Origin of the sequence: Embleya sp. NPDC005575, from assembly GCF_040605455.1 — a bacterium.
Taxonomy (GTDB): Bacteria; Actinomycetota; Actinomycetes; order Streptomycetales; family Streptomycetaceae; genus Embleya.
The window spans coordinates 24,071-40,080 of record NZ_JBEXCV010000076.1 but is presented as its reverse complement, the minus strand read 5'-3'; the positions used below and the strand labels follow the sequence as shown (position 1 = coordinate 40,080).

Genomic DNA, 16,010 nt, shown 5'->3' with positions numbered 1-16,010 from the left:
CGCGATCGCCGCGTCGTGCCCCGCCGCGAGTTGGGCCACCGCATCCGCGTCGGTCACGTCGCCCGCCCGTACCCGCACGTCCGGGCCGGCCAGATGTAACGTGCCGGCGGCCTGCGGCCGCTCTCCTCGCAGGCTCGTCGATCACCGGTCGACGATCAAGTCGTGGGCGCCGACCCGCCGGGCCGCCGCCAAAGTCGCAGCGGCCCGATGGTCGGCGGCGCCGGTGGGCGACCGGCAGCCGGTCGAGCGCAGCGACGTCGCAAGGCCGCGGGGCCCGATCGCGCTGCCCCGCAGCCTGAGAATCCGCAGCCTCCGCACCGAACGCAACGGGTGGAGCAGGTGGGTCCACCAACCGAGTCAAGTGGCAACGCAACCGCAGCCTCAGTCGCCCGTCAGCCGCTCCCACAGCGCCAGCACTTGCGGCTCCAACGCCGAGAGCGGCCCATCGTTGTCGATCACCACATCCGCGACGGCCAACCGCTCCGCCCGAGACGCCTGCGCACCCATGCGGGCAATCGCATCGGCCTCCGGCATGCCCCGCAGCCGAACCAGCCGGTCGAGCTGGGTCTCGGGAGCGGCGTCCACGACCACGACCAGGTCGTACAGCTTCGCCAGGTCGTTCTCGGCCAACAGCGGCACATCGTTGACCAGCACCGCGTCCTCGCCTGCCGCCGCCGTCAGCTCCGCGGCGCGTGCCCCCACCAGGGGGTGCACGATCGCGTTGAGCGCGGCCAACCGCTCCGGCGACCCGAAGACGATCCGGCCCAGGCCCGGGCGGTCGAGCGAGCCGTCCGGCAGCAGCACCCCTTCGCCGAACTCCGCCACCACCGCCGCCAGCCCCGGCGTGCCCGGCGCCACCACCTCGCGGGCGATCCGGTCCGAGTCGATCACCACCGCGCCCAGCTCGGCGAGCCGCCGCGCCACCTCGCTCTTGCCCGCGCCGATCCCACCGGTGAGCCCGACGTTGCCCCTGCTGCCCATGCCGCGCCCCTCGTACGTCTTCGGGTGGACCAGAACCGGGCCACGGTAGGCCAGGCGTCCCCAGGGTAGAAGGGCCCCGCTCCCGAACACACGAGAGCCCGCCCCGAGCACACCGGGACGGGCTCTGTCGCGACGACGGACCGCGGGTCAGATGTTCAGCTTGCGGAAGATCGGCCGCGGGACGTGCCGCAGCGCGGACATCACGAAGCGGAACTGGCCCGGCACCCAGACCACGGACGACTTGCGGCGCAGGCCCTTGACGATCGCCTCGGCGACCACCTGCGGCGTGGTGGCCAGCGGCGCGTCCGGCAGGCCCTCGGTCATCTTGGTCTTGACGAAGCCCGGCCGCACCACCATCACGTGCACGCCGGTGCCGTGCAGCTTGTCGCCCAGCCCTTGGGCGAACGCGTCCAGGCCGGCCTTGGTCGAACCGTAGATGAAGTTCGACTTGCGGGCCCGCTCGCCGGCCACCGACGAGATCACCGCGAGCGCGCCGTGGCCCTGCCGGGACAGCGCGTTGGCCGCCGCCAGCCCGGCCGAGACGCCGCCCACGTAGTTGACCTGCGCGACGCGCGCGGCGGCGGCCGGGGACTTCTCGTCCGCGTCCTGGTCGCCCAGCACGCCGAAGGCGAGCAGCACGACGTCGATGTCGCCGGCGGCGAAGACCTCGTCGATGGTCTTCTCGTGGTCGTCGGTCTCGGCCGCGTCGAAGCCGACCACCTCGACCGTCGCGCCGAGGCCGCGCAGCTCCTCGGCGGCCGTGTCCAGCGCGGCGGAGGGGCGGCCGGCGAGCACGACCCGCCGAACCCGCTCGGCGACCATCGCGCGAGCCGTGGTCAGCGCGATCTCGGAGGTGCCGCCGAGAACGAGCAGGGACTGCGGTGCGCCCAGGGCGTCTTTCACGGTGTGTCCTTCACAAGTGGTTCACGAGAAGACGGAAGAGGGGTGGGTCAGAGCCCGAGTCGGCGGGCCTGATCGGAGACGAAGATCCCGTCCGGGTCGACCTTGGCCCGCACCTCGCGGAACCGCTCCAGCCGCGGGTACATCCGGGCCAGATCGGCCGGGTCCATCCGCGAGTCCTTGGCGAGGTAGAACCGACCCTCGTTGGTCAGCACGATCTCGTCGAGCTGCTTGAGCAGCCGCGCCAGTCCGGGCGTGTTGGTCGGGAAGTCGAGGGTCAGCGTCCACCCCGGCTTGGGGAAGGACAGGAAGCCCTCGTTGCCCGGACCGAACCGCTTGAGCACCGTGAGCGAGGAGGGCGCGCCGTGCGCGCTGATCGTCTCGACCGCCTTGACCAGCCCGTCCTCACGCCCGAACGGCACCACGAACTGGTACTGGAGGAAGCCGGTCCGCCCGTAGACCCGGTTCCATTCCTGGACCAGGTCCAGCGGGTGGAAGAACCCGGTGATCGACTGTAGTTGGCCGACCTTGTGCTTGGGCGCCTTGCGGTACCACAGCTCGTTGAACAAGCCCATGGTGAGCTTGTTCGGCAGCCGGCCCGGCACCAGGTCCGGGATGGTCAGCAGCGAACCGGTGCGAAAGCGCAGCGGGTCCCGGCGCTTCTTCGCGGGCAGGTCGTCGAGCGCGGCGAACTCACCGCAGGTGAGCACACAGCGGCCGAGGTTGGGGCCCTTGGCCAGGCAGTCCAGCCACGCGACGGTGTAGGTGTACTTCTCGTCCGTCTCGGCCATCAGCGCCATGGCCTCGTCGAGGTTCTTCGTCCGGTCGGTGTCCACCGACGCGAGCGAGGTCTCGATGGGCGTCATCCGGATGGTCGCGGACAGGATCAGGCCGGTCAGGCCCATGCCGCCGGCGGTGGCCCAGAACAGCTCCGGGTCGCCCTCGGGGGTGATCGTGCGCTCGGTGCCGTCCGCCATCAGCATGTCGATGGACAACACGTGGTTGCAGAAGCTGCCGTCCGCGTGGTGGTTCTTCCCGTGCACGTCGGCGCCGATCGCGCCGCCCACGGTGACCTGCCGGGTCCCCGGGGTCACCGGCACGAAGAAGCCGAACGGGACGAACAGTTCGATCAGCCGGTCCAGGCTCACCCCGGCCTCGCAGGTGACCAGGCCGCGTTCCAGGTCCACCGCGAGGATCCGGTCGAGGCCGGTCATGTCCAGGACCGTGCCGCCGGCGTTCTGGGCGGGGTCGCCGTACGAGCGGCCCAGACCGCGGGCGATCACACCGCGCGAGGTGCGTTGTCCCAGGGCGGTCGCGACCTGGTCGCGGGTCGTGGGGCGCAAGACGTCGGCAAAGGAGGGGGCGGTGCGTCCCCAACCGTTCAGGCTTACCCGCCGAGCGGTTGGTCGTGCGTCGGCCGACGGGCCGTCAGACATGGAAAACTCCCAGAACGAACGTGAGAAGCCAAAGGAAACCAAGGCCGACGAGCACCTTGTCTCTGAGAAGAACGTCCTCGGGGGACCCTGCGGTTCCGCCGTCCACATAGACGGCGTAGCGCAGGAACGCGAAGCCGAACGGGATCAGCGACAACTGGTGCCAGGCGAGCGTGGAATCGCCCTCGGGAATCTGGAACGCCCACAGGGAGTAGGTGAGCAGCGTCACGGAGACCGCCATCTGCCATACGAAGCGCAGGTAGGTGATCGAGTAATTGGCCAGCGAGGCGCGCGTCTTGGCCGCCTCCTCGCCCATCAGGACCATCTCCGAGTAGCGCTTTCCGGCCACCATGAACAACGACCCGAAGCCCGCCGTCAGCAGGAACCAACGCGACAGCGGCAGCTCGGACGCGGTACCGCCGGCCATCGCCCGGAACAGGAAGCCGGAGGCGACCATGGCCAGGTCGAGCACCACCACGTGCTTGAACGAGAAGCAGTACGCCACGTTCAACACGACGTACAGGCCCAGCACGAGCGCGGTCCCGGGGTTGCACAGCAGCACCCCGAGCACGACCGCGGCGATCCCCAGGATCGGCCCCAGCACCCACGCGAGCTTGACCGGTACCGCGCCGGAGGCGATCGGACGGTTGCGCTTGGTGGGGTGCTCGCGGTCGGACTCGACGTCGAACGCGTCGTTGATGTAATAGATCGCCGAGGCGGCCAGGCAGAACAGCACGAACATGATGGCGCTGTGCCGCAGCACGTAGCCCTCGTCCAGCCGCCCGGCCGCGAGCGGCGCGGCGAACACGAGCACGTTCTTGACCCACTGCTTGGGCCGGGCCAGCTTCAACAGGCCGCCCGGGAGCCCACCGCGGGGACGACGCGGCGGTGCGGCAACCGTGGTGGCGCCGCCGGCCGAGGCCGGGAACAGCGCCTCGGTCGCCTCCGGTGCCGATTCGATTTCGGATGTACTCAAGACTTCAGAACCCCTTCGAACGCTGTGCGCGACGGGCCCAGGCTCGACCCAAGCCGCCGGCGGCGAGACCCATGGTCGCGCCGGCGGCCACGTCGGACGGATAGTGGACGCCCACCACGAGCCGCGAGAAACATGTCGCGGCGGCGGCGGTACCGGTGACCGCGGTGGGCAACAGGCCGTGGAACGCCACGGCGGCGGCGGCGGAGGACACCGAGTGCGAGGACGGGAAACTGTGCCGACCGGCCGTGCGCACCGTCGGTTCCAGACCCGCTATGGCCGGTCGGGGACGGCGCACGACGCGCTTGACCACCATGCTCGCGACGTGCGCGCCGGCGACGGTGGCGGTGGCGCGCAGCCACTCGGGCCGACGCCCCCGATCCACGGCGGCACCGACCAGGCCCGCCGCGAGCCACACACCCGCGTGCTCACCGGCGAAGGACAAGGCCTTGCTCGTGCGCTGGACGGCCGGATGTCCGGTACGCCCACGCACGCCGCGGTACAGGGCGACATCGGACGCCCCGACCGTCTTGACTACCTGCCCGGTGGCGAACGCTCCACCAAAGGCCATCGATATCCTCATTCCTACTCACGTCGAATGGGCGTCCTGCTCCGGAGCCCGGGGGCCGACATGTCCGGCGGTCTTCCCGACCGCCACACGGGCCACTTCCATACGAACTCGGCGCACGACACCAGTCAGTCAGAGTACGCGAACCGGACCGGGGCCCTTCACCGAGCCGGATCGGTCCGATGAGCGTCGAGCGAGAGCCCACGGCGATCGTGCTCCACGGTGCCCGTGGGGGACGCAGGTCAGACCCTGCCAAAGGAGTGACGGCACCGGCAGACCGTCCGGCTTTCGTGACGGAACTGTGGCAGTCCCGCAGCCTGCGCGATGCCGGTCCGACGCGCAAGCGCAGCCAACCGATCGGTCAACGCAGCGGCACCGGGGAGAACCCGCCCGCCACGATGCGCACCGGCGCGCCGCTCCCGTCGGCCGGCACCGACCACACATCGGTGGCCGCGCCCGACCCGGTCGGCAGTCCGTAGCCGACCGTGCCCTCGTCCAACCAGATCGCCTGGTCGTCCACACTGCGGGTCTCCGCGAGCGGGGTCTCGCGCATCGTCGCCAGGTCGAGCACGTGCAGGCGCCACGGGTTGCGGGTGCTCTGCGAGACCTTCTTCTTGAACACCAGGCGGGTGCCGTCCGGGGACAACGACGGACACTCGACGTTCTCGCGCAGCACCGTCATGGTGTGGGCCCGCAGATCGCCGCGGACCAGATACGTGCGGCCGGAGCTGTTGGTGGACAGCGTGGCGTAGAACGTGTTGTCGTCGGCGGTGAAGGTGACGCCCCAGAAGTTGCGATCGGGCGACTTGAGTTCCTTGCCGTCCCGGGTGGTGGTGAAGTCCTCCAGGTCCGTCACCATGGCACCCGTGTGCGTGTCCAGGATCGACGTTCGCGTGGAGAACGTCATCGACGCGTACGAGTCGCCGTAGACGAACACCGTCCACGAGGCCATTCGACCCGACGCCGACACGCGCGCCCGATTGGGCGTGCCCGCCAATTCGACCCGGCGCACCTGGCGCAGATTCGCGTCCAGGACCAGCGCCACGTTGGTCCTGGTGATCCCGCCCTCGGTGGCCAGGCACACCGCGGTGCCGCCGGCCGCGTAGACCCGATCGCACGAGCGCTCGCCCACCGTGCGCGGCCCACTGGGATCACCGGCCGCGACGGTGGCCAGCCGGCCGTATCCCGGGCCCGACTCGGTGCTGCGGAACAGCAGTCGCGGCGCCCCGGTCAGGGTCAACGGCGGCCCGCCCGGCGCGGTGCCGGAACCGCCGTGCAGCCGCTCGTCCTCGCGGTCGACCGCGTACACCGTGTATCCGATGGCGATCCCCGCGAGCAGCACCAGGATCAGCGCGAAGACCAGAATCCGCCCCTTGGTCAGGGCCGGTTTCACCGGTGCGTCAACGGACATCGCACACCTTTTCCCCGGCGTTGCGCCCGCACCCGCCGCCCGCCAAGGCGAGCGCCGAGCCGAGCAGGGCCACCGCGAGCGCACCGGCCAGGACCCGGATCGCACCGGCCGGTCCCGAGGCCGTCCACAGCGCGCCGAAGATCATCGAGGACGCGAACCGACCCGCAGCCTGCCCGGTCTGCACCACCGCGAGTCCACCCGCCCGGCCCGACGGGGGCAACCGCGCACCCACCGCCGCCGAGAGCACGCCGTCGGTGGCCGCGTAGAACACCCCGTGCAGCGCGAGCACCGAGATCAGCAACCCGACGCCGCCGAGCGGACCGCCGAGCAGCAGGTACGCGGCGAGCAGCACGCCGTGCCCGGCCAGGAACACCCGCCGCCGCCCCACCCGGTCGGCGAGCCGGCCCAGCGGCAGCGCGAGCACCAGATAGACCCCGGCGGTGCCCAGCGGGAGCAGCGGGAACCAGTGCGGCCGAATCTCCAGCCGGTGCTGGAGCATCAGGTAGACGAACGCGTCGCTGACCGTGACCAGGCCGAGCACGGCCGCGACCGCACACAGCCGGCGATAGGGCCGATCCCGCAACAGCCGCAGCCCGTCCCGCCATCCGGGCTTGTGCTCGATCGGGTCGCGGTGGTCGCGCACGAACAGCACCAGCATCGCGACACCGACCAGACCGACGCAGAAGCTCACCACGAACACCGCGTCGTAGGCGGTGCCCACCGCGACCAGGATGGCGAATGCCACAAGCGGCCCGGTGAACGCCCCGACGGTGTCCAGCGCACGATGCACGCCGAACGCCCGCCCCTGCGCCTGCGGGCTGCCGGACAGCGAGATGAGCGCGTCCCGAGGCGCGGTGCGCAGCCCCTTGCCCGCCCGGTCGACCGCCAGCACAGCGCCGATCCCCGGCACCGAGGCACCGACCATCGGCAGTCCGAGCTTGGCGACCGCCGACATCCCGTAGCCGACCGCTGCGACCTGTTTGCGCGCGGCGAACCGGTCGGCGAGGTGCCCGCCGACCAGCCGCAGGAAGACCGTGACGCCGGAGTACAGGCCGTCCAGGAAGCCGAACTGGAGCATGGTCAGGCCCAGGCCGGTGACCAGGTAGAGCGGCATCACCGCGGTGACCATCTCGGAGGAGACGTCGGTGACCAGGCTGACCATGCCCAGCGCGATCACGTTGCCGGTGACCATCGCACCGACCCCCGACGCGGGCCGCTCGATCGCCGCCTCGGTCGCCGATTCCGGACGTCCGGACGAGACGTACACCCCCGCACCCTCCCCCGGCTGCCGTGTGGCCGCCCCCGACCCTAGTCCCGTTCGCGCGCTCGCACCGGAAAAGCCGAAAGGCCCCACCTCCCCGAAGGGAAGTGGGGCCTTTCCATCCGCCGCCATCGCTACCGGCGGATCAGCTCGACACCGCGTGCGGCGTCAACCGACCGAGGTCAGCTCTGGCCGCCGGCCAGCTTCTCGCGAAGCGCGGCGAGCGCCTCGTCGGAGGCCAAGGCGCCACCGGTGGTGTCGGCCTCGACCTCGTCGTCACCGCCCGAGGAGTACGCGCCCGCGGCTTCGCCGGCCACGGCCTCCGCCTCGGCCTCGCGAGCCTTGACGACCTGCTGCTGGTGCGACTCGAAGCGCGCCTGGGCGTCGGCGTACTGCTTCTCCCACTCCTCGCGCTGCTTGTCGAAGCCCTCGAGCCAGTCGTTGGTCTCCGGGTCGAAGCCGTCCGGGTAGATGTAGTTGCCCGCGTCGTCGTAGGTCGCGGCCATGCCGTAGAGGGTCGGGTCGAACTCGGCCGTGGCCGGGTCCGCGCCGAACGCCTCGTTGGCCTGCTTCAGCGAGAGGCTGATGCGGCGACGCTCGAGGTCGATGTCGATGACCTTGACGAAGATCTCGTCGCCGACCTGGACGACCTGCTCCGGGATCTCCACGTGGCGCTCGGCCAGCTCGGAGATGTGCACCAGGCCCTCGATGCCCTCGTCCACGCGGACGAACGCACCGAACGGAACGAGCTTGGTGACCTTGCCGGGGACGACCTGACCGATCTGGTGCGTCCGGGCGAACTGCTGCCACGGGTCTTCCTGGGTCGCCTTCAGCGACAGGGAGACGCGCTCGCGGTCCATGTCCACGTCGAGGACCTCGACGGTGACTTCCTGGCCGACCTCGACAACCTCGGACGGGTGGTCGATGTGCTTCCAGGACAGCTCGGAGACGTGCACGAGACCGTCGACGCCGCCGAGGTCCACGAACGCACCGAAGTTGACGATCGAGGACACGACGCCCGTGCGGACCTGACCCTTCTGCAGGGTCGTGAGGAAGGTCTGACGCACCTCGGACTGGGTCTGCTCGAGCCAGGCACGGCGGGACAGGACCACGTTGTTGCGGTTCTTGTCCAGCTCGATGATCTTGGCTTCGAGCTCCTTGCCCACGTACGGCTGGAGGTCACGCACACGACGCATCTCGACCAGCGAGGCCGGGAGGAAGCCGCGGAGGCCGATGTCCAGGATGAGACCACCCTTGACGACCTCGATGACGGTACCGGTGACGATGCCGTCTTCTTCCTTGATCTTCTCGATCGTGCCCCAAGCGCGCTCGTACTGAGCCCGCTTCTTCGAGAGGATCAGACGGCCTTCCTTGTCCTCCTTCTGGAGAACCAAGGCCTCGATGTGGTCACCGACGGTGACGACCTCGTGGGGGTCCACGTCGTGCTTGATGGAAAGCTCGCGGGACGGGATGACGCCTTCGGTCTTGTAACCGATGTCGAGCAGGACCTCGTCCCGGTCGACCTTGACGATCACGCCATCCACGATGTCGCCGTCGTTGAAGTACTTGATCGTCTCATCGATCGCTGCGAGGAAGTCTTCCTCGGAGCCGATGTCGTTGACCGCCACCTGCGGGGTGGTGCTGGGCGTGGCCTCGGTGCTGCTCGTCATGTGGGTAAGGGCTCCGGGTACGGACAGAAGTCGGTTTTCAAACACGCTTGTGGACCCGGTTTCGCCCCCGACGCCCGCGACCATGCAAGAGGATGGCGTGGGATCGACAAAGGTGAGCGCGACCTGCTCCGTCTGAGTTCACGCAGGCCCGCGGCGCAACTTGCAGCATACGGGGCCGACCGGGTGCGGTCAACGCGCACGGGATGCATGGGGTCAACCGGGACGCCCCGAAGGGAGTACCCTACGCGCGTCCGTGCCCGCCCGCAGTGTCTGGAGCCCTGTGAACCGCCCCATTTCCCACGACCCGCACACGTCCCTCGCGGCGCGGTACGTCGACCCGGACGAGCTCGACGACGGCGACGACGCGGTGCGGCGCAAGGTGGGCCTGGTCGAGAGCGTGCGGGCCGGCCGGCAGTGGTGGGACGCCAACGCCGACGAGTACCAGGTCGAGCACGGCGAGTTCCTCGGCGACGCGCGCTTCACATGGTGCCCGGAGGGGCTGGACGAGGACCGCGTCGGGCTGCTCGGCCCGGTCGAGGGGCGCACCGTCCTGGAGGTCGGCGCGGGTGCGGCGCAGTGTTCGCGCCGGCTGCTCGCGCGCGGCGCCTTCCCGATCGCGCTGGACCTGTCGCTGCGTCAGCTCCAGCACTCGCGCCGACTGGACGTCGAGCACGGCACCCGGGTGCCGGTGGTGCAGGCCGACGCGGCGCGGCTGCCGTTCGCCGACGCGAGTTTCGACCTCGCGTTCTCCGCGTACGGCGCGCTGCCGTTCAGCCCGGACGGCGCGGGCATAATGCGCGAGGTGTTCCGGGTGTTGCGGCCGGGCGGGCGCTGGGTCTTCTCGATCACCCACCCGGTGCGCTGGGCCTTCCCCGACGAGCCCGGGCCCGAGGGGCTGACCGCGGTGACCTCGTATTTCGACACGACGCCGTATGTGGAGCAGGACCACACCGGGCGGGCGACCTACGTCGAGCAGCACCGCACGCTCGGGGACCGGGTGCGCGAGGTGGTCGGTGCGGGATTCCGGCTCACCGACCTCGTGGAGCCGGAGTGGCCGGAGGGCCTGGACTCGGTCTGGGGCGGCTGGAGCCCGCTGCGCGGCCGGTTGTTGCCGGGGACGGCGATCTTTGTGTGCGACAAGGGGTGAGCTGCTTGTCGGACGACTTTGTCGCCGGCTCGCGAGGCACCAATTTCTTGCTCCCCCGCTTCGCTCCTCCGCAAAGAAGCGGCCCCTCGCTCGTGACTTCGTATCCCCGCGCTTCGCTCCGGGGCACGAAGTCAAAGCTTGCGGCTTCGCCTGCGTCGATTACTTGGTTGGGGCCGGGTCGCAAGCGCTGACGCGCTGTGGGGTGGCCTCGGAGGCGGCTGCGCCTGCGGGGGTGGGGCGGGGGCGGGATTTGTGGTCGGCGAGGAATTGGAGGGCTATCGCTGTCAGGAAGAGGACGACGCCGACCACCAGCAGGGCGAGCGGGATGGTGTCGTGGATCGTGCGGAGTTTTTCGCTGCGGTCCTTGGCGTCGGCGATCAGCTTCTGCGACCAGGCCGGGCGGGGGGTGAAGGTGCCCTCGAAGACTTTGGTGACCACCGGCTTGGCGTTGGGGTCGTCGGCCGGTGGGGAGGTGCGTAGTTCCTCCTTGCGGGTCTCCTCCATGTACACCGGGATGCCGGTGACCGGCTCGACCCACATCTTGCGGGTCGCGGTGTACCAGAGCTGCATGCCCTCCTTCTCGATCGCGACCGGGTCCAGGCCGCCCGGGAGCTGCTTGGGCATCGGGATCTTCATCCACGGCACCTCCTGCTCGAAGCGGTAGGTCTCCAGCCCACTGCGCTTCTCGGTGCCCTTGTACGAGATCACGTTCGCGCTGTGCGCCTGCGAGTCGTAGTAGTTGTAGTCGCGCTTGCCGGTGAAGAACGGCCACTTGTAGGCGAGGCCGGTATGCGCGGCGGGGGCGCCGTCGACCGACTCGCCGCAGCAGTTCCGGGGGATCTGGCCGGCCGCCTCGAACGCGTAGCGCTCGGGGAGTTGGGTGACCACCTTGCCGGTGCTGTCCAGGACGGCCAGGTTCAGGTCCCAGACCACGGTGCCGTCCTTGGCCGCCTTGGCATCCGGTCGGATCGTCTGGATCACGGTGACCTTTGCCCTGCCCGGTCCCTCGGGCGCGCCCAGGAGGGTGGCGTTGTTCGCGTCCAGCACCACGACCCGGTAGGCGTCCTCGCCGGCCAGCGCCTTGGCGACCAGCTTCGGAAAGACGAACTCGCGCAGCAGCGGCGCCATGGCCACACAGAACACTGCGGCGGCCAGCAGGATCAGACCGGACTTACGACGCATCGAGGTGGACCCCTTGACGATAAAACCGGGTACGGATTCGCGCCGCCGCTCGGGACACCGCTAGGGCCGCGCGGGCGGGCTGGTGACCTGGAGCGGCTTGTGCACCGGCGCGGGATCGCCGATCGCACACGCGTTCAGCACGAACGCGGCTCCCACGGCCAGGAGCACCCCGACCACGACGGCTGCGAAGGAACGCATGTGGCGGTCCCACCTTCCTGCTGCTGCCTCGGCCGTCGTCCCGACGGCCGACGATGGGGCACGGTAGCAAGAAACGAGAACAGGTTCCCGTTCTTTGCGCGGCGGATTGCGATTGCCGGGTCCTGGCTGCGGATCCCGGCTACCGGCTCGGGGTCACCGTGCGGAAGCCGTTTCCGTCGTGGTCGACGCCTCGGTCGACTCCCCCGTGTCCGAGGCCCGGTTCGACGCGGACGGCGACACCGAGCCGGACGCGCTCGCGGTACGGCTCGTGGTGGGGCTGCCGGCCGGGCTCGCCGACTTGCTCGACGTCGGCTTGGTGGTGGTCTGCCGGGGCGTCGGGGTCTGCTTGGCCGTCGGCTGCCGCGCGTCCGGGACGGACCGCGCGCCGGTCGCGTAGTACGTCATCCAGGACATCACGTTGCGTACGTACTCGCTGGAATTGTTGTAGGACAAAATCGCCGCGTTCAGCCCCGCGCCGGTGGACAGATCCCGGTTGCCCGCACACAGGTACCGGCCCGCGGTCAACGTCGCGTCGAAGATGTTCTGCGGGTTGATCTGGCCGTCCCGGTTGCCGTCCATGCCCCAGTTCTTCCACGTGGACGGGATGAACTGCATCGGACCCACCGCACGGTCGAACTGGGTGTCGAAGTCGTAGCGACCGCCGTCGGTGTCGGGGATCCGGGCCCACGGACCGCCGTCCAGGCGCGGGCCCAGGATCGGGGTGACCGCCGTGCCGTCCACGGTCACGTTGCCGCCGTACGCGTGTTCCGACTCGACCCGGCCGATGCCCGCGAGCAGCGTCCACGGCAGCTTGCAGCCCGGGTCCATCCGGGCCAGGTTGGAGGCGGCCTGCTGATAGGCCAGCAGCACCGTCTGCGGTATGCCGCCGGTGCCGGTCGCGGTGGTGCCCCGCGTGCCCGCCGAGGAGGTCGGTGTGCCGGGAGCGGTGGCGGGCGCGGACGTGGTCGGCGCGCCCGGCAACGCGGCCGGCAGCACCGGCGGCGGCAGCTCGAAGTGGCTCGGCCCGCCGCCGTTCGCCGAGGTGCCGTCGGCCGGCGCCGGATCGGACAGCCGCGGCAGGTCGGACGTGGGCACTCGGTGCGCGGTGACCATGGTGAACGGGGACTGCACCGCCGCACCGCAGGCCAGCACCACCAGGATCGCCGCCGCGCTGCCCAGCCACGGATTCAGGATCCGTCTGCGCTTGTCCGGTGCGTTCGGCGCGCCGGATATCGGCGGCGCCTCGGGCTCGGGCTTCGGCGCGGGAGCGGCGGCGGATATCGACTCCACCGCCGCATCGACCGCGACCTCGTCCGGCTTGCCCGGCTTCTGCGGATCGGGCCTCGACTCGGCCTCTTCCACGAAGCTCCCCCCTCTGTGCGCAAGTTCGACTCTGCACCGGATGACTCGTACACCGGTGACCCGTGCGAACCTATGCCGGCTGCGGCCGGCTCTCCACCCCCACGGCGCACCGGTTCACGATCAGTGACCCGCGTCCTCCCAGTTCGGCCCGAAACCGACCGAGACGTCCAGCGGGGCGCGCAGCGGATACGCGCCGGCCATCTCCCGACGCACCAGCGCCTCCAACTGCTCCCGCTCGCCCGGCGCCACCTCCAGGACCAGTTCGTCGTGGACCTGGAGCAGTATCCGCGAGGCCAGCTTCTCCTCCCGCATGGTTCGGTCCACCGCGAGCATCGCGACCTTGACGATGTCCGCCGCCGAACCCTGGATCGGCGCGTTCAGCGCCATCCGCTCGGCCATCTCGCGGCGCTGCCGGTTGTCGCTGGTCAGGTCCGGCAGGTAACGCCGGCGGCCGAACACGGTCTCCGTGTAGCCGGTCAGCCGGGCCTCCTCGACCACCTTGTGCAGGTAGTCGCGCACCCCGCCGAACCGCTCGAAGTAGGTCTCCATCAGGCCACGCGCCTCGGCCGGTTCGATGTCCAGCTGCTGGGAGAGGCCGAACGCGGAGAGCCCGTACGCCAGTCCGTAGGACATCGCCTTGATCTTGCTGCGCAGCGCGTGGTCGACAGCCTCCGGAGCCACCGAGAAGACCTGCGCGGCCATCGTCGAGTGCAGGTCCTCACCCGAGGTGAACGCCTCGATCAGTGCCGTGTCCTGGGAAAGGTGGGCCATGATCCGCAGCTCGATCTGGCTGTAGTCGGCGGTCAACAGCCCCTCGAAACCCGCGCCGACCACGAACGAACGCCGGATCAGGCGCCCCTCCTCGGTCCGGATCGGGATGTTCTGCAGGTTCGGGTCCTGCGAGGACAACCGGCCCGTGGCCGCCACGGTCTGGTTGAACGTGGTGTGGATGCGCGCGTCGTCGGCGACCGTCTTGATCAGGCCCTCGACCGTGGTGCGCAGCCGGGTCTGGTCGCGGTGGCGCAGCAGGATCACCGGGAGTTCGTTGTCGGTCTGGCCGGCCAGCCAGGTCAACGCGTCCGCGTCGGTGGTGAAGCCCGTCTTGATCTTCTTGGTCTTGGGCAGGCCCAGCTCGTTGAACAGGATCTCCTGCAACTGCTTGGGCGAACCCAGGTTGAACTCGTGGCCCACCGCCGCGTGCGCCTCGTCGGTGGCCTGCTTCACCGCCGCCGCGAACTGCTCCCGGAGCGCCTCCAGGTAGGGCAGGTCGGCCGCGATGCCGAACTGCTCCATCTGCGCGAGCACCGGCAGCAGCGGCAACTCCATGTCCTGGAGCAGCTCCAGACCACCCTTGGCGGCCAGTTCGACGTCCAGCGCCGCGGCCAGGTCCACCACGGCCCGAGCGGCCAGCATCAGCGCCGCACCCGGCTCGGCGTCCTGTTGGTCGGACATGTCCAGCGCGAGCTGCCCGTCCGCGGAACCACTCTGGTCCAGCTTCAGCTCACGACCCAGGAACCGCTCGACCAGCGTCTCCAGCGCGAACGAACGCTGACCGGGCAACACCAGATACGCGCCCAGCGCGGTGTCGCTGGTCACTCCCCACAGCGCCCAGCCGTGCGCGGCCAACGCCAGGATCGGACCCTTCGCGTCGTGCACCGCCTTGGTCCGCCGCGGGTTCGCCAGCCAGGCCGCCAACGCCGCGTCGTCGTCCCCGTCCATCGCCGTCGGGTCCACGAACGCCGCCGCGCCGTCCGCCGCGGCGAACGCCACGCCCGTGACCTCGCCCGTCCCGCGCCCCCACGAACCGTCCACCGCGAGCCCGGTACGCTCCGCACCCGCCGCGTGCTCCTCCAGCCACGCGGCCAGCCCGCCCGGCTCGACCACCGTGGTGTCCAGCTCGAAACCCGGCTCGGCCTCGATCACCTCGGGCACCAGACCCGGGTCCACCGCCCACAGCCGATCCCGGAAGTTGGCGTTGCGGAACTCCAGGGTGTCCAGCACCACCTCGATCGCCGCCCGGTCGAACGGCTTGCGCTCCAGATCGGCCGGCGTCACCTCCAGCTCGACCTCGCGCACCAGCTCGGTCAGCCGTCGGTTCAGCCGCACGTTGTCCAGGTGATCGCGCAGGTTCTGCCCGGCCTTGCCCTTGACCTCGTCCGCGCGCTCCATCAGGTCGGCGAACGAGCCGAACTCGCGAATCCACTTCGCGGCCGTCTTCTCGCCCACTCCCGGGATGCCCGGCAGGTTGTCGCTCGGGTCGCCGCGCAGCGCCGCGAAGTCGGGATACTGCGCCGGCGTCAGCCCGTACTTCTCCTCGACCGCCGCCGGGGTGAACCGGTGCAGCTTGCTCACACCCATCATCGGATACAGCACCGTGACGTCCGGCGTGACCAACTGCAACGCGTCCCGGTCACCGGTGAGGATCAGCACCTCGAAGCCCTCGGCCGCGGCCCGGGTCGCGAGCGTGGCGATCACGTCGTCCGCCTCGAAGCCCGCCACCCGCATGGTGGGCACGCCCATCGCGTGCAGTTCCTCGATGATCAGCTCGACCTGGCCCTTGAACTCCTCCGGAGTCTCGGACCGGTTCGCCTTGTACTCCGGGAACTCCTCGGTGCGAAACGACTGCCGGGACACGTCGAATGCCACACCAAGATGGCTCGGCGCCTCGTCCCGCAGCACGTTCACCAGCATCGACGTGAACCCGTAGACCGCCTGGGTCGGTTGGCCCGTCGCGGTACTCATCGACGCTTCCTTGAGCGCATAGAACGCCCGGTATGCCAACGAATGCCCGTCGAGGAGCAGAAGTCGCGGCCGGGAGCCGGCGGGAACGGAGGTCTGGGGGGTCTGAGTCGCTGCCACGACGGCGATCCTAGGCTGTCAGGCCGACACAACCATGTTTCCGGAGGAGTACCCCATGCCCGACC

Annotated in this window: 13 protein-coding genes; 1 reads left to right on the top strand and 12 read right to left on the bottom strand. The window is 70.2% G+C overall.

The genetic code is table 11. The features are described from left to right. Positions 1-381: 381 nt before the first annotated feature. The 8 genes from coaE to rpsA form a co-directional block, all read right to left on the bottom strand. A complete protein-coding gene (coaE, locus tag ABZS54_RS24285; protein WP_355539776.1) occupies positions 382-981 on the bottom strand; it encodes a dephospho-CoA kinase in 600 nt (199 codons plus the stop codon). 147 nt (positions 982-1,128) lie between these two features. After that, the gene (locus ABZS54_RS24280) at positions 1,129-1,884 is read right to left on the bottom strand and encodes a decaprenylphospho-beta-D-erythro-pentofuranosid-2-ulose 2-reductase (protein WP_355539773.1); all 756 of its coding nucleotides are present in this window, start codon (positions 1,882-1,884) and stop codon (positions 1,129-1,131) included. A 47-nt stretch (positions 1,885-1,931) separates the two neighbouring features. Then, the gene (locus ABZS54_RS24275; protein ID WP_355539770.1) at positions 1,932-3,224 is read right to left on the bottom strand and encodes an FAD-binding oxidoreductase; all 1,293 of its coding nucleotides are present in this window, start codon (positions 3,222-3,224) and stop codon (positions 1,932-1,934) included. A gap of 85 nt (positions 3,225-3,309) precedes the next feature. Continuing rightward, on the bottom strand, positions 3,310-4,290 hold the full coding sequence (locus ABZS54_RS24270; protein ID WP_355539767.1) for a decaprenyl-phosphate phosphoribosyltransferase: 981 nt from the start codon (positions 4,288-4,290) through the stop codon (positions 3,310-3,312). A 4-nt stretch (positions 4,291-4,294) separates the two neighbouring features. Further along, positions 4,295-4,858, bottom strand: coding sequence for a phosphatase PAP2 family protein (locus tag ABZS54_RS24265; protein ID WP_355539764.1), 564 nt, complete (start codon positions 4,856-4,858; stop codon positions 4,295-4,297). Between the two features lie 358 nt (positions 4,859-5,216). Continuing rightward, the gene (locus ABZS54_RS24260; RefSeq protein WP_355539761.1) at positions 5,217-6,266 is read right to left on the bottom strand and encodes a hypothetical protein; all 1,050 of its coding nucleotides are present in this window, start codon (positions 6,264-6,266) and stop codon (positions 5,217-5,219) included. Further along, complete coding sequence (locus tag ABZS54_RS24255) at positions 6,256-7,533, bottom strand: MFS transporter (protein ID WP_355539758.1); 1,278 nt, start codon at positions 7,531-7,533, stop codon at positions 6,256-6,258. The genes ABZS54_RS24260 and ABZS54_RS24255 overlap by 11 nt, the downstream gene beginning before the upstream one ends. A 176-nt stretch (positions 7,534-7,709) precedes the next feature. Next, positions 7,710-9,197, bottom strand: coding sequence for a 30S ribosomal protein S1 (gene rpsA / locus ABZS54_RS24250; protein ID WP_078977653.1), 1,488 nt, complete (start codon positions 9,195-9,197; stop codon positions 7,710-7,712). Between the two features lie 367 nt (positions 9,198-9,564). On the opposite strand from rpsA, the gene ABZS54_RS24245 reads away from it, so the two are divergent. Further along, positions 9,565-10,344, top strand: a complete 780-nt coding sequence (locus tag ABZS54_RS24245; RefSeq protein WP_355539785.1) for a class I SAM-dependent methyltransferase — start codon at positions 9,565-9,567, stop codon at positions 10,342-10,344. Between the two features lie 159 nt (positions 10,345-10,503). Here ABZS54_RS24245 and ABZS54_RS24240 read toward each other — a convergent pair whose 3' ends face one another. The 4 genes from ABZS54_RS24240 to polA form a co-directional block, all read right to left on the bottom strand. After that, on the bottom strand, positions 10,504-11,526 hold the full coding sequence (locus tag ABZS54_RS24240) for a DUF3068 domain-containing protein (RefSeq protein ID WP_355539755.1): 1,023 nt from the start codon (positions 11,524-11,526) through the stop codon (positions 10,504-10,506). Positions 11,527-11,586: 60 nt separating this feature from the next. After that, positions 11,587-11,724 carry a hypothetical protein gene (locus ABZS54_RS24235; protein WP_355539752.1) on the bottom strand — a complete coding sequence of 46 codons (138 nt, stop codon included), beginning with the start codon at positions 11,722-11,724 and terminating at the stop codon, positions 11,587-11,589. 153 nt (positions 11,725-11,877) lie between these two features. Further along, entirely contained in the window at positions 11,878-13,086 is a 1,209-nt protein-coding gene (locus ABZS54_RS24230) for a hypothetical protein (protein WP_355539749.1), read from the bottom strand. Between the two features lie 120 nt (positions 13,087-13,206). Continuing rightward, positions 13,207-15,945 carry a DNA polymerase I gene (gene polA / locus ABZS54_RS24225; RefSeq protein ID WP_355539746.1) on the bottom strand — a complete coding sequence of 913 codons (2,739 nt, stop codon included), beginning with the start codon at positions 15,943-15,945 and terminating at the stop codon, positions 13,207-13,209. Positions 15,946-16,010: the final 65 nt, after the last annotated feature.